The sequence below is a fragment of the Demequina salsinemoris genome, from assembly GCF_000974805.1.
GTDB classification, from domain to species: Bacteria; Actinomycetota; Actinomycetes; order Actinomycetales; family Demequinaceae; genus Demequina; species Demequina salsinemoris.
Genome location: NZ_BBQZ01000006.1, coordinates 45,740 through 61,382 on the forward strand (window position 1 = coordinate 45,740; position 15,643 = coordinate 61,382).

Here is a 15,643-nt window from a genome sequence, read left to right on the forward strand (position 1 = left end):
GTGTACATCGCCTTCAACTTCGCCGCGCGCTCGGACGTGGGACTCGTGCGCGCGAACAACCAGGACTCGGCGTACGCGGGACCTCAGCTGCTCGTCGTCGCGGACGGCATGGGCGGCGCGGCCGGCGGGGACATCGCCTCCTCGATCGCGGTCGGCAGGCTCGCGGCGCTCGACGGCGAGGCCCACGGCCCGGACGATGCGCTCGAGGAGCTGAAGAACTCGATCGCCGACGCGCACGCCGAGATCGTCGCTCGCGCCGAGAACGACCCCGAGCTGTCGGGGCTCGGCACCACCGTGACCGCGCTGCTGCGCGCCGGCGCGACGCTCCACATGGCGCACATCGGAGACTCGCGTGCCTACCTGCTGCGCGACGGGACGCTCGACCAGGTGACGACCGATCACTCGTTCGTCCAGCATCTCGTCGACACGGGCCGGCTCAGCGCGGCCGAGGCCGAGCACCACCCCAAGCGGTCCATGCTCCTGCGCGTGCTCGGCGACATCGACGCCGACGTGCCCGTCGACATCTCCGTGCGCGAGACCCGCCCGGGCGACCGCTGGATGCTGTGCTCCGACGGCCTGTCGGGCGTCGTCAGCCGCGCGACCCTCGAGGAGACGCTCGCCGAGATCGACGACCCTGGCGACTGCGCCGACGCTCTGGTCGGCCTCGCGCTCGCCGCGGGCGCCCCCGACAACGTCACCTGCATCGTCGCCGACGTGGTCGACATCGACGCCCTCCCCCGGGGCGAGGGCCCCTCCACGCAGTCGCAGATCGTCGGCTCGGCCGCGCGCGACCGCCACAAGCCGTCGAGCGGCGGGACCGGCGCCGCCGCGAAGGCCGCGAGGCTCACCCCCGTCGAGCCCCAGGACGAGGACGACGAGCCATCCCGGTGGGCCGAGCGCTGGGCGCTGCGGAAGGCCTGGCTGCTGCCCCTGATCACGCTCGCGATCGTCGCCGGCGGCGCGTACGCCGGATACGTCTGGACGCAGCAGCAGTACTACGTGGGCGAGCACGACGGCTATGTCGCGATCTACCGCGGCATCCCCGAGGACCTCCCGCTCGTGTCCTTCCACACCTTGCTCGAGACCACCGACATCGCGCTCGAGGATCTGGCCCAGTATCAGCACGAACGCATCGACGGGGCGATCAGGACGCAGAGCCTCGCCGAGGCGCAGGCGATCGTCACGGCGCTGGAGCCGACCACCTGATGGCGACGGTCTCCGAGCTGAGAGTCCATCGCGGGAGGCGCTCCGAGGGGTGGCTCCTCGTGCTGTCGTGGGCCCTCGCGGTGCTCGCACGCGGGCTCGTCGACTATCACGCCGACTACCTCGAGCTGGACGAGCTCGCCTGGTACGCGGCCGGATTCGCGGGCGTCCTCACCGTCCTCCACATCGTCCTGCGCATCTTCGCCCCCCACTCCGATCAGGTGCTGGTCCCCGTCGTCACCGGGCTCATCGGCATCGCTCTCGCGGAGATCAGACGCATCGACTTCGCGTACGCGGCCAGAGGCCGCGAGACCGACTTCGGGACGACGCAGATCGGCTGGGCGCTGCTGGGCGCTCTCGCCTTCATCATCGTCCTCATCGTCATCCGCGACCATCGCGTGCTGCGGCGCTTCACGTACACCGCGGGCATCCTGGGGATCGTGCTGTACCTGCTGCCCGCGGTTCCCGGCCTGGGCAAGGAGATCAACGGCGCGAAGATCTGGATCGGCGTCGGCGGCCACTCCCTGCAGCCCGGCGAGTTCGCGAAGATCCTGCTGGTCATCTTCTTCGCGGGCTACCTCCAGACCAACCGCGACGCGCTCGCCCTCGCGGGTCCCAAGTTCCTCGGGATGCGGCTGCCGCGCATGCGCGACATGGGGCCGCTCGCGGTGATGTTCGCAGCCGCGCTCCTCATCATGGTCAACCAGAAGGACCTGGGCGCCGCGCTCCTGTTCTTCGGCATCTTCATCGGCATGGTCTACATCGCGACCGAGCGGATCAGCTGGGTCGTCATCGGCCTCGTGCTGTTCGTGTTCGGCGCCATCGCCGCGGGCGTCCTCTTCAACCACGTCGGCGCCCGCTACGACGCGTGGCTGCACGCGCTCGACGCGGACGTCTACTCGTCGGGCCGCTCCGAGCAGCTGGTGCGCGGCCTGTTCGGCATGGCCTCCGGCGGGCTCTTCGGCACGGGGCTCGGCAACGGCCGCCCCGACCTGGTGCCGTACGCCGAGTCCGACTTCATCATCGCGTCGCTCGGCGAGGAGCTGGGACTGACGGGGCTCATGGCGATCCTCACGCTGTACGTGATCCTCGTGCAGCGCGCGATGCGCACCGCGATCGGCGTGCGCGACGGCTTCGGCAAGCTGCTGTCCGCCGGCCTCGGCTTCGCGGTCACGCTCCAGGTCTTCATCATCGTCGGCGGCGTCACGCGCCTCATCCCGCTCACCGGCCTCACCACGCCGTTCCTCGCGTACGGAGGCTCGTCGATGCTCGCGAACTGGATCGTGATCGCGCTCATCCTGCGCATCTCGGACCAGGCCAGGCAGCCCGCGGCGAACGCGGCCCCGAAGGCCGAGGAGTCCGGTCCGCGACGGCGCCGCCCCGACCTCGAGGAGGCGCCGCAGCGATGAACGACCCGATCCGGCGCCTCTCCGTCGTCGCCCTCGTCCTCTTCATGGCGCTCATGGGCACCGCCACGTGGATCCAGGTGCTGAACGCGCACAGCCTCAACGAGGATCCGCGCAACGTGCGCACGCTGTACCGCGAGTACGGCACCTACCGCGGCCCGATCGTCGTGAGCGGCGAGTCCGTCGCCTCGTCCAAGGAGGTCGACGACTCGTACGGCTTCCAGCGCACCTACTCGCTCGGGCCGGTCTACGCGCCCGTCACCGGGTTCTACTCGATCGTCTACGGTCGCACGGCGCTCGAGCAGACCGAGAACACCCTGCTCAACGGCACCTCGGACGCGCTGTTCTGGTCGCGGCTCGGCGACCTCTTCGCGGGAGAGCAGCAGCAGGGCGCCTCCGTGGAGACCACGATCGACGCCGACGTGCAGCAGGCCGCGTACGACGCGCTCGGCGACTACGCGGGCGCGGTCGTCGCGCTCGACCCCAGCACGGGCGCGATCGAGGCGATGGTGTCGACCCCGTCGTACGACCCGAACGTGCTCGCCTCCCACTCGACGAGCGACGTGAACGAGGCGTACTCGGAGCTCATCAACGACGAGAGCCAGCCGATGCTCAACCGCGCGATCGCGCAGACGTACCCGCCCGGCTCGGTGTTCAAGCTCGTGGTCGCGGCCGCCGCCCTCGAGGAGGGCTACACGGCCGACGAGAAGATCGCAGCCCCCGACGTGCTCGAGCTTCCCGACACGTCCGCGACGATCCGCAACTACGAGGGCGAGTCGTGCGACACGGACTCCGACGGCGACACGACGCTCGCCGACGCGATCAGGGTGTCCTGCAACACCGCCTTCGCTCAGCTCGGCATGGACCTCGGCTGGGACACGATCGAGTCGATGGCCGACGACCTGGGCTTCGAGGAGTCGATCGACGTCCCCCTCACGACCGCGGCGTCGCAACTGCCCGACGACCCGAACGAGCCGCAGACCGCGCAGAGCTCGATCGGCCAGTTCGATGTCCGCGCGACCCCGATCCAGATGGCCATGGTCGCGGCGGCCATCGCGAACGACGGCGTCCTCATGACGCCCTACCTCGTCGACTCGGTGCGATCCAACTCGCTCCAGGTGATCGACACGACCGAGCCGTCGATCTTCTCGAACCCGTTCAGCGAGGACACCGCGGCGGCCCTCACGGACGCGATGGTCTCGGTGGTCGAGGACGGCACCGGGAAGAACGCGCAGATCTCCGGGGTCGAGGTCGCGGCGAAGACCGGCACCGCGGAGAGCGGCACCGACGATCCGCCCTACACGTGGATGGTCGCGTTCGCTCCCGCCGACGACCCTGAGATCGCGGTCGCGGTCCTGGTCGAGGATGGCGGCGAGGGTGCCACGGGCGGCAAGATCGCGGCGCCGATCGCGAAGAAGGTGCTGCAGGCGGCCCTGAACGGGGACAGCTGATGCACATCGCGGCGGGCACGACCCTCGGAGGGCGTTACGTCCTCGAGTCGCTGATCGCCGTGGGCGGCATGGGCGAGGTGTGGCGCGCGTCGGACATCGACCTGTCCCGCACGGTCGCGGTGAAGACGCTCAAGGAGGCGTCGGCCGCGAACGAGACGTTCCTCAAGCGCTTCGCCAACGAGGCGCGCAACGCCGCCGGCGTCCAGCACCCGAACATCGCGCAGGTCCTCGACTACGGCGACCAGCAGGGCACCGCCTACCTGGTCATGGAGCTCGTCGAGGGCGAGCCGATGTCCACGATCCTCGAGCGCGAGCGGACCATCCCCGAGAAGCGCCTGGTGAAGCTCATGATCGCGGCCTGCCGCGGGCTCGAGGCCGCTCATGCGTCCGGCGTGATGCACCGTGACATCAAGCCCGGCAACCTCCTCGTCTTCGGCGACGACGAGCTGAAGATCACCGACTTCGGGGTCTCGCGCAGCCAGGACCAGACGACGCTCACGGCGACGGGCATGGTGATGGGCACGGCCCAGTACCTCGCGCCCGAGCTCGCGCTCGGGAAGCCAGCGACCCCCGCCTCGGACGTCTACTCGCTCGGCATCATCATGTTCGAGTCCGTGGTCGGGAAGCGGCCGTTCACGGCGGCGAACGCGGTCGACATCGCGGTGGCCCAGGTCAACGACAAGGTGCCGCCGCTGCCCGCGTCCGTGTCGCCGCAGCTCGCCGCCCTCACCAACAGGGTGCTCGAGAAGAATCCGCGCCGCCGGCCTCGCGATGCTGCGGAGCTCGAGAGGCTTCTCGCAGGCCTCGTGCTCGAGAAACGGCAGGAGGCTCCCGCGTCCGAACCGCAGACCCAGGACAGCGCCGAGGCGAGACGCAGGCTCCCGCCCTCGATCGCGCCGCGGGCCCACCGACCTCGGCCCGATCTGGCGGGTCCGCAGGTATGAGAAGCGAATAATGCCACAATAGGCGGCGACGTGCGCGTGCGCAGAGCAATGAGAAGGTACGGGTAATGAACGACGAAGCGAAGATCCTGGGTGGCCGATACGAGGTCGGCGACCTCATCGGCCGTGGCGGGATGGCCGAGGTGCACATCGGCTACGACACCCGCCTGGGTCGCACTGTCGCGATCAAGATCCTGCGCGCCGACCTGGCGCGCGATCCCGCATTCCAGACGCGGTTCCGTCGCGAGGCGCAGTCGGCCGCGGGTCTCAACCACCCGTCGATCGTGGCCGTGTACGACACCGGCGAGGATCACGTGCAGACCGAGACCGGTCAGCCGCAGGCCGTCCCGTACATCGTGATGGAGTACGTCGAGGGGCACACGGTCCGCGACATCCTCCAGGGTGACGTGGCCGCGCCGATCGACGAGGCCGTCGAGATCACCTCGGGCGTGCTCACCGCGCTCGACTATGCGCATCACGCAGGCCTCGTGCACCGCGACATCAAGCCCGCGAACGTCATGCTCACGCCCACGGGCGCGGTCAAGGTCATGGACTTCGGCATCGCGCGCGCTCTCGCCGATGCCGGTCAGACGATGACGCAGACGTCGGCCGTCGTGGGCACCGCGCAGTACCTCTCGCCCGAGCAGGCTCGCGGCGAGAACGTGGACGCGCGCTCCGACCTGTACTCCGCCGGCTGCCTGCTGTTCGAGCTGCTCACGGGCCGCCCGCCGTTCGTCGGGGACTCCCCCGTGTCCGTCGCCTACCAGCACGTGCGCGAGGAGGCTCCGCGTCCCTCGCAGTTCGCCTCCGACGTCCCGCCCGCGCTGGACCAGGTGGTCGGGCGCGCTCTCACCAAGAACCGTGACGAGCGGTACTCGACGGCGCAGGAGTTCCTCGCGGACCTTCGCGCGGTCATGGGTGGGGGCGCGGTGTCGCCCGCCACCGGCGCCATCGCCGTCGGCTCCGCCGCCCTTGGCGCGGGCGCGGCGGGCGTCGCGGCCGCGGCCATGTCCGGCGACGAGACCGAGGCCCTCGCCCCGACCGCGGACGGCACCCAGGTGATGCCCGCATCGTCCTGGGAGCAGTCGGGCGTCCTGCCCGCGTCCGTGCCCCCGACCGGCGAGGTCGCGGTGCAGGACGAGGAGGAGCTCGTCACCGACGAGGCCGAGCGCAAGCGCAAGATCATCCTGTGGTCGTCGCTCGGCGGCGCGGCGCTCATCGCGCTGCTCCTCATCATCTTCCTGCTGACCCGCGGCGGCGACGCCGAGCCGGACATCGCGGTGCCCAACCTGGTCGGCATGACGGTCGAGGACGCTCAGGCCGAGCTCGACGACCTGCTGCTCGAGAACACCGTCACCGAGGCGGCGAGCTCGGACGTCGCGGAGGGCTCGGTCATCTCGACCACCCCCGCGGAGGGCGAGATGCTCTACGAGGGCGACAGCGTCGAGCTCGTCGTGAGCAGCGGACCCGGCACGGCGACCGTGCCCGACGTCACCGGCATGACCGAGGACGAGGCCGTCGCGGCGCTCCAGGCCGAGGGCCTCGGGATCGGCACGATCGACAACACCGTGCACGACGCCGACCTTGCCGCGGGCGAGGTCGCCCGCACCGACCCCGCGGCGGACTCCGAGGTCGACGCGGGCTCCGACGTCGACCTCTACATCGCTGACGGCCGTGTGCAGCTGCCCGACCTCACCGGCGACACCGAGGAGGCCGCGCGCTCCAACCTCAACGCGCTGGGTCTCAGCGTCGACGTCTCCGAGGTGGAGACGGACGAGGCGGATCCCGGCACCGTCATCTCGCAGGACCCGACCGCGGGGCTTGTCGACGTCGGCTCGACCGTGTCGATCGAGGTCGCCGCGGAGCCGTCCACGCGCGAGGTTCCCGACGTCACCGGCTCGTCGCAGATCCAGGCGACCAGCACGCTCCAGAACGCGGGCTTCGACGTCTCCGTCACGGAGGCCTATGACGACTCGGTGGCCTCCGGCTCGGTGATCTCGCAGAACCCGTCGGGCGGCACTCAGGTCGCGCCCGGCACCACCATCGTGCTCACGATCTCGAAGGGCCCGGAGCCGGTCCCCACTCCTGACGTGACGACGTCCGATCCCGTGGCAACCGCGACCGCGACCGCGGGCGGCTGACGACCGAACGACTGAACGGCATCGGGCCTCGGCGGGAATGCTCCGCCGGGGCCCGATGTCTATAGTGACGTGATGGAGCGAGTGGTCGGAGCAGCCGACCTGGACGATGTCGTGCGGACGCGGCTCGAGGCCGTGGACGAGGCCCTCCGCGCGCATGTCGCGGGCGAGGCGTCACGGCTTCCGCGCGCGGGGGACGACTATCGCGATCTGTGGCTCGTGCTCGGCGAGCAGTTCGGCAGCGGCAAGCAGCTCCGTCCCGCGCTCACGATCGCGGCCTACGCGGGACTCGGCGGAGACGACCCCGACGCCGTGGTCCCGGTCGCCGCGGCGATGGAGATGCTGCACACCGCGATGCTCGTGCACGACGACATCCTCGACCACGACGAGGTGCGCCGCGGCCGCCCGAACGTCGCGGGCACGCGTCGCGCGTCCCTCGAGGGCTCCGCGCTGTCGCCGGCCCAGGTCGACAACCATGTCCTGTCGGCCGCGCTGCTCGGCGGGGACCTCGCGATCGCCTCGGCCTACGACCTCATCTCCACCGCGCCGCTCCCGGCCCACCATCGCCTCGCGTGCCTCACGCTGCTGACGCGCGCGATCCGCACCACGATCGCTGGCGAGCTACTCGACTCGTACGGCGATCTGACCGACCCTGGCGAGGCGGACGCGCTGGTCGTCGCGGAGCTCAAGACCGCGACGTACACGTTCGTCGTCCCGCTGCTCGCGGGCGCGCAGCTCGCGGGCGCGGACCCGACGATGATCGGCCACCTCGAGCGCATCGGGACGTCGATGGGCGTCTCCTTCCAGCTCGTGGACGACGACCTCGGCGTCTTCGGCGATCCGGCGGTGACGGGCAAGTCGAACATGTCGGATCTGCGCAGCGGCAAGCGCACCGAGATGGTGCGCATCGCGTTCCACCGAGGCACCGAGGCGGAGAAGGCGGAGCTGCGCGCCGCGCTCGGCGACGCGGACCTGGACGATGCGGGGGCCGCCAGGGTGCGCGAGATCCTCATCGAGTCGGGGGCTCGCGGTCAGGCGCTCGGGATCGCGCGACGCCAGGCGCGGGCGGCTCGGCGGCTCGCGTTCGAGCGCATCCCCGCGCCCCTGTCCGGCTACCTCACGGGGATGATCGACCTGCTCGAGGACCGGGTGTCGTGAACGAAGCCGAGGCGAGCGGGGACCCGCACGCGCCCGACACCGATCTCGCCCTGTACGACCGCACCGCGCACGACGCCTCCGCGCGGGTCCTCGCGCGCTACTCCACGAGTTTCGGGGTGGGCGCGAGGCTGCTCCCGCGCGAGATGCGGCGCCGCATCGAGGACGTCTACGCGATGGTGCGCGTGGCCGACGAGATCGTCGACACCTACCGCGGCCCGGACGCGCGCGAGCTGCTCGACGCGTTCGAGCGCGAGGTCGACGCGGCCGTGGCCCGAGGCTTCTCGACGAACCTCGTGGCGCACGCGTTCGGCCGCACCGCGGCCGCGGTCGGCATCGGGAGCGCACAGACCGCGCCGTTCTTCGCGTCGATGCGCATGGACCTGGACCTGGTCACCCACACGCCCGAGTCGTTCGCGGCCTACGTGCACGGCTCGGCCGAGGTGGTCGGAGAAATGTGCCTCGCGGTCTTCCTCAACACGGGCGAGCGCGCGCCGCGTGAGCGCGACGGCGGGAAGGGACGCGACGGGGCTGCGGGACAGCCTCCAGGCGGAGCACCGCGCCCCCTGCCCGCGGAGGCCGCAGCGGGCGCGCGCAGGCTCGGCGCCGCGTACCAGAAGGTCAACTTCCTGAGGGATCTCGGCGCCGACGAGGACGCGCTGGGGCGCTCGTACTTCCCCGGCGTCTCGCCCGGCGGCCTGGACGATGCGACGCTCGCCGAGCTCGTCGCGGATTGCAGGGCCGACGTGGTCGCCGCCGAGTCCTGCCTGCCGCTGCTGCCCCGCCGTGCGCGCGTCGCGGTGGCGACCACGATCGACATCTACCTGGCGCTCCTCGACCGCATCGCCGCGATGCCTGCCGAGCGGCTGCGCACCACGCGCGTACGGGTCCCCGACACGGCGAAGGCGGCCTTCGCGCTGCGCAACGCGCTGGGCCGGCGCCGCGCCGTGCCCGCCGCGGGAGCGCAGCCGCCGGGAGAGCAGCTGCCGGGCGGAAAGTCGGCAGGGGAGCCGTCAGCGCACAAGGGCAGGACGGCGCTGTGAGCGCGCGACTCGACGCGCCCAGGGTCGTCGTGATCGGTGGCGGGGTCGGCGGCCTCGCCACCGCGGGACTGCTGGCGCGCGGCGGCGCGGACGTCACGCTCGTCGAGCGTCACGACTGGCTCGGGGGCCGCGCCGGGCGGCTCAAGCGGGACGGCTTCACGTGGGACACGGGTCCGTCGTGGTACCTCATGCCCGAGGCGTTCGAGCAGTTCTTCGCGCTCATGGGCAGGCGGCTCGAGGACGAGCTCGAGCTCGTGGACCTGGACCCGCGCTACCGGGTCTTCTTCGAGGGCGAGGACCCGCAGGGCGCCGCCGAGGTGCTCGACGTCCTCGCCGACGACGAGGCGAACTACGCGCGCTTCGAGCAGGTCAGCCCTGGCGACGGTGAGGCGATGCGCGCGTACGCGCGCGAGTCGTACGGGCTGTACCGTCTCGCTCTCGACCGCTTCCTGTACACGACCTACGAGAACCCGGCGCGGGTCGCATCGTCCGAAGTCCTGAGGAGCCTTCCGAGGCTTGCGGGCCTCCTGGCCCGGCCGCTCGGCGCGAAGATCGATCGGCGGGTCCGCGACGAGCGGCTGCGGAAGATCCTCGGCTTCCACGCGGTGTTCCTCGGCTCCGCGCCGTCGCGCGCGCCGTCGCTGTACTCGCTCATGAGCCACCTCGACCTCACCGACGGCGTGCGTTACCCGCGGGGCGGGATGTACGAGGTGATCGAGGCCCTCGTGCGCGTCGCCCGCGAGGAGGGCGCGACGCTGCGCACGGGGTGCGACGTCGCGAGCATCGAGGTGGGCGACGACGGTCTCGCGACGGGCGTCGTCCTCGCCGACGGCGAGCGGCTCCCGGCGGACATCGTCGTGTCGGGCGCCGACATGCATCACACGGAGACCGAGCTGCTCGCCGCCAAGGACCGGTGGCAGGACGAGCCGCGCTGGGCCAAGCGCTCGCCCGGCATCAGCGCGCTGCTGGTGTTCCTGGGCGTCAAGGGCGAGCTGCCCGAGCTCGCGCACCACTCGCTGTTCTTCACGCGGGACTGGGAGTCGAACTTCTCGCAGATCGTCGGCGACGGCGACCTGTCCGCGCCCGTTCCCGGGTCCCTGTACGTCTCGCGCGTCACGGCGACCGATCCCACGGCCGCGCCGGCGGGCTACGAGAACCTCGTCATGCTCGTGCCGTTCCCCGCGGATCCCGGCCTCGGGGCGGACGATGCGTCGCGCGCCGAGCTCGAGGACCTCGCGTGGGGCTACCTGGACCAGGTCGCGGCCTGGGCGCGCATCCCCGACCTCACGGAGCGCACGACCCTCCACGCCGTGCTCGCCCCCGCGGACTTCGCGGCGGACCTGTCGCTGTGGAGGGGCTCTGCCATGGGCCTTGAGCACACGCTCGCGCAGTCCGCGCTGTTCCGCCCGGGCAACGCCTCGCCCAAGGTGCGGAACCTGCTGTACGCGGGCTCGTCGACCGTGCCAGGGATCGGGATGCCGATCTGCCTCATCTCGGCCGAGCTCGTGACGAAGCGCCTCCTCGGGGACACGTCCGCCTCGCCCACGCCGACGCCGATCGCCCCCGGCTTCCTTACGCGGTCCCGCCGCAAGGACCTGCTCGGCGAGGTCGCGCGCGGCGCGCGCAGGCCCGGGGACGGCTGATGGGATTCATCTACCTCGCGACGCTGATCGTGAGCCTCGCGGGGCTCGTCGCGCTCGACCGTCGGCTCGGGCTCGCACTGTTCGTCCAGCCCCTGCGGACCGCGGTCACCGTCGGAGCGAGCGTCGCGTTCCTGCTGTGCTGGGACGCCGTCGGGGTCGCGCGCGGGATCTTCTTCGTCGGCGACGGGCCGTATCAGACGGGGGTGCTGATCGCCCCGGAGATCCCGCTCGAGGAGGTCCTCTTCCTCACCCTGCTCGCCTATCAGACGCTCCTGCTGTGGCGGTGGTTCTCGCGTCGGCATGAGGATGGCGCGCGCGGAGCCGTCGACCGCGAGGTGACGGCGTGACGAGCTACGCCACGATGATGGCCCTCATGCTCGCTGTCGTCATGCTGGCGGCCGTCCCGGCGCTGCGCCGCCTCCCGTTCCGCCCCGTGCTGTGGACCTCCCTCGTGCTGCTGGCCCTGACCGTGATCTTCGACAACGTGATCGTCGGCGCGGGCATCGTCGGCTACGACGACGCGCAGATCCTGGGGATCCGCTTGGCCGTAGCCCCGATCGAGGATCTCGCCTACGCCCTCGCGGCCGCGCTGCTGGTCCCCACGCTGTGGCGGTGGACCGCCCGGCTCGCGCCGGCCGGCACCCCGGATGATGCGAACATCCCGTCGCCCGCATCGTCCCCGTCCCCTTCCAGGGACGATGCGTCCGTCTCCCCGAGTGAGGACGCCTAGGTGATCTCCCGCATCGTCCGGGCCTCCCGGCCCGTCTCCTGGATCAACACGGCCTTCCCGTTCGCGGCCGGGTACCTGCTCGCGACGGGCGAGGTCGACGCGGTCCTGATCGTCGGCACGCTGTTCTTCCTGGTCCCGTACAACCTGCTGATGTACGGCGTGAACGACGTCTTCGACTACGAGTCCGACCTCGCGAACCCGCGCAAGGGAGGAATCGAGGGCGATGTGATCCGCGACCGTGAGGAGGCCGCGCGCGTGCACCGCGCGATCCTGTGGGCCTCCGCGGTGACCGTGGTGCCGTTCACGGCGTGGCTGCTCCTGCAGGGCTCGCTCGCTGCGGGCGTCGTGCTCGCGATCGTGCTGTTCGCCGTCGTCGCGTACTCGGCGCCGGGGCTGCGCTTCAAGGAGCGGCCCTTCGTCGACTCGGTGACGTCCGCGGTGCACTTCGTGGGCCCGCTCGTGTACGCGCTCGTGCTCGCCGACGTGCCGCTCGCCGCGCCCGGGACCTGGCAGATCTGGGCGGCGTTCCTCACCTGGGGCATGGCCAGTCACGCCTTCGGGGCCGTTCAGGACGTGACGGCGGATCGCGAGGGCGGGATCGCGTCGGTCGCGACCGTGCTCGGCGCGAGGCCCACCGTGCTGCTGGCTCTCGGCTGGTACGTGCTCGCCACGATCGTGCTCGCGACGCTGCCGTGGCCGGGGACGCTGGCCGCCGTCCTGCCGCTGCCCTATGCGGTGTCGGTCGCGCGGTTCAGGCGCATCACCGATGACACGTGCGAGGACGCGAACCGCGGATGGCGCACGTTCCTGTGGCTCAACCAGCCCGTCGGCTTCCTCGTGACGATGCTGCTCATCGCGGTGTGGAAGGGCTGGCTCTAACGAGCCGTCGCGATCTACTTGCGCACGAGCGGGCCGAGGCCCGCCGAGCGGCCCTCCGCGTCCGGCATGCCGCACACCTCGAGCCAGTTGGCGAGCAGACGGTGGCCGCCCTCGGTCAGCACGGACTCGGGGTGGAACTGGACGCCATGCAGCGGCAGGTCCTTGTGCTTGAGGCCCATGATGATGCCGTTCGCGGTCGAGCACGTGACGATCAGGTCGTCGGGCACGGTCGGATTCTCGACGGCGAGCGAGTGGTAGCGCGTCGCGGTGAACGGCGAGGGCAGGCCCACGAGGACCGAGTCCTGCTCGTGCGACACCTGCGAGGTCTTGCCGTGCATGAGCTCGGGCGCGTGGCTGACCACTCCCCCGTAGACCTCGGCGAGCGCCTGATGCCCCAGGCAGATGCCCAGCATCGGGGTCCCGGTCTCCGCGCAGCGGCGGATCACGTCCATCGATGCCCCGGCCTCGGCGGGCGCGCCGGGTCCAGGGGAGATGAGCACGCCGTCATAGTCGGTGACGTCGCCGGCCTCGTGGACGGCGTCGTTGCGCACCACCACGGTCTCCGCGCCCATCTGGCGCAGGTAGCCGACGATCGTGTAGACGAACGAGTCGTAGTTGTCGACGACGAGGATCCTCGTCATGTCAGCCTCCCTCGACTGTCTGATCCTGGATGGGCAGATACGGCTCGAGCCAGGGGAACACGACCTCGAACAGCACGGCGACGAGCGCCACGAACGCGATGGCGACGATCAGCGCCTTGATCCAGGCGTTGCCCGGCAGTCGCGACCAGATCCACGTCGAGATCATGAGACCTCCTCGACCATCTCCGAGGGGATGCCGTGCCCCGTGGGTGCCCAGTACTTGAGGTAGCCGTGCACGACCCAGCGCTGGGCGGCGGAGTAGCGCGGGTTGCATGTCGTCATCGTGAGGTAGCGGCCGTCGGCCTCCATGCCAGGCTGATCGGGCACGGGCGCGATGACCTCGACCGCGGTCGGCAGCACGATCTCGTGACCCGTGACCTCGTACACGTACCACGCGTCGGCGGTCTCGATGATGACCGAGTCGCCGTCCTCGATCGTCTGGATGTCGGTGAAGGGCTTGCCGTACGTCGTGCGATGCGCGGCGACCGAGAAGTTCCCCCAGCCGCCGGGCATCGCGGTGCCCTCGTAGTGGCCGATGCCGATCACGTTGAGCACGGTCGGCTTGTCGGTCCCCTGCGCGATCGGCTTGACGTAGTCCTCGCCCCAGCGCGGCACGTACATGAGGCCGAACACCTCGGCGTGCGCGGGCTCGTCCAGCACGGGCGGATCGTCGGTGAACTGGTACTCCGCCGGGATGGTCTCGACGGTCTCGAGGTCGACGCCGTCCTCCGAGACCGAGCCGCCTGCGGTGACCGCCCCCACCTGGTCCTCGAAGTCCTCGATGATCGCGTCCTGGACGCGGCCGGCCTGGACGTCCGTGTAGAAGAGCTGCCACACGACGAAGAGGCCGAGGAGGACTCCGGCCGCGATCAGCAGCTCTCCCACGATCCCCAGGATGCGATCGAAGACCCGCATGCCCTGGCGGCGATGCTGTGGGGATCGAGGGCCGTCCGGCTCCGTGGCCGTGGCAGTGGGGTGCTGCGACATGATGAGGCCAGACTACGGGAGCGCGCGCGGGTGCCGATAGCCCGTTTCGCGTCACGCGGGGGGTCGCCGGTAATCTTGGTGCCAGCATCCCGCCCACCGCGCGCGACAGCCGCGCCATTCACAGGAGCAGACACGTGGCACGAGCCAAGAAGAACGACCGCGAGACCTTCAAGGCGCCGCGGAACCTCGGCAAGAGCAGCTCCGAGAACCCGAAGTGGCTCGTCCCGGCGATCGTCACGCTGCTGGTCATCGGCCTGGCGTGGATCACCGTGCACTACATCACCCAGGGCGCGTACCCGTTCCCCATCTACAACTGGAACGTCCTGGTGGGCTTCAGCTTCTTCGCCGTCGCGATGGGGCTGCTCACGCGCTGGAAGTAGAAGTCCTGTAGTTCTCCCCAGTCGTCGGCCCCCGCACGCGTGACATATCCACAGCGTGCGGGGGTTTTCTCACAAGCACGGAACTGTGGATAACACTGTGGGAATGTGAATAACATCCGTGTAGTTATCCCCATGACTCTCCACACCTTGGGATAACTACACCGGTGTTATTCACAGGGAATTACACCGGTGTGAGTAAAGGTTCGCGGGCGCGCGGAGGCAGCGGGATCGGAATGAGACCCCTGCTACCGAGAGGTGCGGATCAGCGGCGAGCGCCCTGCGGGCTCTTCACCCAGTGCAGCATCGCGAGCATCGTGGCCGCGCCGGCGACGGCGCCACCGAGGTGCGCCTGCCAGGACAGGCCAGGAACGATGAAGCCCAGCACGAGCCACAGACCACCCGTGGTCACCACCGACTGGTAGTTCAGCTTGAGCTTGTACAGGACGACGGCATACGCGGCGAAGAGCCCGAAGATCGCTCCCGAGGCGCCTCCGTGGACACCTGAGCTCGCAAGCAGCTCCACTGCGAGCGATCCGCCGAGCAGGGAGACGACGTAGAGGGCCGCGAAGCGCACGCGCCCCATGATCGGCTCGAGCTGCGTGCCGAACTGGAAGAGCACCAGCATGTTCATGCCGATGTGAAGCAGGCTGAAGTGGAGGAAGCCCGAGGTGATCCAGCGGTACCACTCCTCGCCGAGGCCACCGAGCTCACCATCGAGCGCGGGGATCAGTCCCCATTCGGCTGCCCACTGCTGAGTTCCGAGGACGAGCGTGCCATACAGATAGGCCGCGACGTTGAGGCCGATGATCGTGTACGTGACGTACGGCCTGCCGAACGCGCTCGTGAAGCCGAGGCGGTTCACGACGGAGCGGGACTGCTGCCGCGCCTGGCGCGCGCAGTCGACGCAGATGATGCCGACCGGTGCGGGGGTCTGGCACTCGGGGCAGGTGGGTCTTCCGCAGCGCTGGCAGGAGACGTAGGAGACGCGGTCGGGGTGGCGGGGGCACACGGGTTCCATGGCGGTCCCGCCACCCGACGCGGTCATC

General features: G+C 70.5%; 16 protein-coding genes. 12 read left to right on the plus strand and 4 right to left on the minus strand.

The genetic code is table 11. From position 1 onward, the window contains the following. The 11 genes from AOP78_RS11770 to AOP78_RS11820 all read left to right on the plus strand — a co-directional run bounded on the left by AOP78_RS11770 (position 1) and on the right by AOP78_RS11820 (position 12,589). Positions 1-1,206: a PP2C family protein-serine/threonine phosphatase gene (locus tag AOP78_RS11770; RefSeq protein ID WP_062204886.1), complete on the plus strand. Its 1,206-nt coding sequence runs from the start codon at positions 1-3 to the stop codon at positions 1,204-1,206. Next, positions 1,206-2,612 carry an FtsW/RodA/SpoVE family cell cycle protein gene (locus tag AOP78_RS11775; protein WP_062204888.1) on the plus strand — a complete coding sequence of 469 codons (1,407 nt, stop codon included), beginning with the start codon at positions 1,206-1,208 and terminating at the stop codon, positions 2,610-2,612. The genes AOP78_RS11770 and AOP78_RS11775 overlap by 1 nt, the downstream gene beginning before the upstream one ends. Beyond that, complete coding sequence (locus tag AOP78_RS11780) at positions 2,609-4,060, plus strand: peptidoglycan D,D-transpeptidase FtsI family protein (RefSeq protein WP_062204891.1); 1,452 nt, start codon at positions 2,609-2,611, stop codon at positions 4,058-4,060. The genes AOP78_RS11775 and AOP78_RS11780 overlap by 4 nt, the downstream gene beginning before the upstream one ends. Further along, positions 4,060-5,004, plus strand: coding sequence for a serine/threonine-protein kinase (locus AOP78_RS11785; RefSeq protein ID WP_062204894.1), 945 nt, complete (start codon positions 4,060-4,062; stop codon positions 5,002-5,004). Before AOP78_RS11780 ends, AOP78_RS11785 begins: the two co-directional genes overlap by 1 nt. A gap of 65 nt (positions 5,005-5,069) precedes the next feature. Further along, positions 5,070-7,142: a Stk1 family PASTA domain-containing Ser/Thr kinase gene (gene pknB, locus AOP78_RS11790; protein WP_062204897.1), complete on the plus strand. Its 2,073-nt coding sequence runs from the start codon at positions 5,070-5,072 to the stop codon at positions 7,140-7,142. Positions 7,143-7,214: 72 nt separating this feature from the next. Further along, positions 7,215-8,297: a polyprenyl synthetase family protein gene (locus AOP78_RS11795; RefSeq protein WP_083980082.1), complete on the plus strand. Its 1,083-nt coding sequence runs from the start codon at positions 7,215-7,217 to the stop codon at positions 8,295-8,297. Continuing rightward, positions 8,294-9,337: a phytoene/squalene synthase family protein gene (locus AOP78_RS11800; RefSeq protein ID WP_152659527.1), complete on the plus strand. Its 1,044-nt coding sequence runs from the start codon at positions 8,294-8,296 to the stop codon at positions 9,335-9,337. The genes AOP78_RS11795 and AOP78_RS11800 overlap by 4 nt, the downstream gene beginning before the upstream one ends. Further along, positions 9,334-10,980 (plus strand): phytoene desaturase family protein, encoded by a 1,647-nt coding sequence (crtI, locus tag AOP78_RS11805; RefSeq protein ID WP_062204903.1) that lies wholly within the window; start codon positions 9,334-9,336, stop codon positions 10,978-10,980. The genes AOP78_RS11800 and crtI overlap by 4 nt, the downstream gene beginning before the upstream one ends. Further along, positions 10,980-11,327, plus strand: coding sequence for a lycopene cyclase domain-containing protein (locus AOP78_RS11810; RefSeq protein ID WP_083980084.1), 348 nt, complete (start codon positions 10,980-10,982; stop codon positions 11,325-11,327). The genes crtI and AOP78_RS11810 overlap by 1 nt, the downstream gene beginning before the upstream one ends. Then, positions 11,324-11,710, plus strand: coding sequence for a lycopene cyclase domain-containing protein (locus tag AOP78_RS11815; RefSeq protein WP_062204907.1), 387 nt, complete (start codon positions 11,324-11,326; stop codon positions 11,708-11,710). Before AOP78_RS11810 ends, AOP78_RS11815 begins: the two co-directional genes overlap by 4 nt. A gap of 3 nt (positions 11,711-11,713) precedes the next feature. Next, complete coding sequence (locus AOP78_RS11820; RefSeq protein WP_152659540.1) at positions 11,714-12,589, plus strand: prenyltransferase; 876 nt, start codon at positions 11,714-11,716, stop codon at positions 12,587-12,589. A 14-nt stretch (positions 12,590-12,603) separates the two neighbouring features. Here AOP78_RS11820 and AOP78_RS11825 read toward each other — a convergent pair whose 3' ends face one another. The 3 genes from AOP78_RS11825 to AOP78_RS11830 are packed head-to-tail and all read right to left on the minus strand — an operon-like array spanning position 12,604 to position 14,145. Further along, entirely contained in the window at positions 12,604-13,230 is a 627-nt protein-coding gene (locus AOP78_RS11825) for an aminodeoxychorismate/anthranilate synthase component II (protein ID WP_062204910.1), read from the minus strand. A gap of 1 nt (position 13,231) precedes the next feature. Further along, positions 13,232-13,396, minus strand: coding sequence for a hypothetical protein (locus AOP78_RS15260; protein ID WP_160297632.1), 165 nt, complete (start codon positions 13,394-13,396; stop codon positions 13,232-13,234). Further along, the gene (locus AOP78_RS11830; RefSeq protein ID WP_062204912.1) at positions 13,393-14,145 is read right to left on the minus strand and encodes a class E sortase; all 753 of its coding nucleotides are present in this window, start codon (positions 14,143-14,145) and stop codon (positions 13,393-13,395) included. The genes AOP78_RS15260 and AOP78_RS11830 overlap by 4 nt, the downstream gene beginning before the upstream one ends. A gap of 206 nt (positions 14,146-14,351) precedes the next feature. On the opposite strand from AOP78_RS11830, the gene AOP78_RS11835 reads away from it, so the two are divergent. Then, on the plus strand, positions 14,352-14,597 hold the full coding sequence (locus AOP78_RS11835; RefSeq protein WP_062204915.1) for a cell division protein CrgA: 246 nt from the start codon (positions 14,352-14,354) through the stop codon (positions 14,595-14,597). Positions 14,598-14,859: 262 nt separating this feature from the next. On the opposite strand, the gene AOP78_RS11840 is transcribed toward AOP78_RS11835, so the two are convergent. Next, a complete protein-coding gene (locus tag AOP78_RS11840) occupies positions 14,860-15,642 on the minus strand; it encodes a rhomboid family intramembrane serine protease (protein ID WP_083980090.1) in 783 nt (260 codons plus the stop codon). Position 15,643: the final 1 nt, after the last annotated feature.

Coding starts and splice junctions, on each gene's coding strand:
- AOP78_RS11785 (WP_062204894.1), top strand. CDS start 4,060: ATGCACATCGCGGCGGGCACGACCCTCGGAGGGCGTTACGTCCTCGAG.
- AOP78_RS11840 (WP_083980090.1), bottom strand. CDS start 15,642: ATGACCGCGTCGGGTGGCGGGACCGCCATGGAACCCGTGTGCCCCCGC.
- AOP78_RS15260 (WP_160297632.1), bottom strand. CDS start 13,396: ATGATCTCGACGTGGATCTGGTCGCGACTGCCGGGCAACGCCTGGATC.
- AOP78_RS11780 (WP_062204891.1), top strand. CDS start 2,609: ATGAACGACCCGATCCGGCGCCTCTCCGTCGTCGCCCTCGTCCTCTTC.
- AOP78_RS11810 (WP_083980084.1), top strand. CDS start 10,980: ATGGGATTCATCTACCTCGCGACGCTGATCGTGAGCCTCGCGGGGCTC.
- AOP78_RS11825 (WP_062204910.1), bottom strand. CDS start 13,230: ATGACGAGGATCCTCGTCGTCGACAACTACGACTCGTTCGTCTACACG.
- AOP78_RS11830 (WP_062204912.1), bottom strand. CDS start 14,145: ATGCGGGTCTTCGATCGCATCCTGGGGATCGTGGGAGAGCTGCTGATC.
- AOP78_RS11775 (WP_062204888.1), top strand. CDS start 1,206: ATGGCGACGGTCTCCGAGCTGAGAGTCCATCGCGGGAGGCGCTCCGAG.
- pknB (WP_062204897.1), top strand. CDS start 5,070: ATGAACGACGAAGCGAAGATCCTGGGTGGCCGATACGAGGTCGGCGAC.
- AOP78_RS11795 (WP_083980082.1), top strand. CDS start 7,215: ATGGAGCGAGTGGTCGGAGCAGCCGACCTGGACGATGTCGTGCGGACG.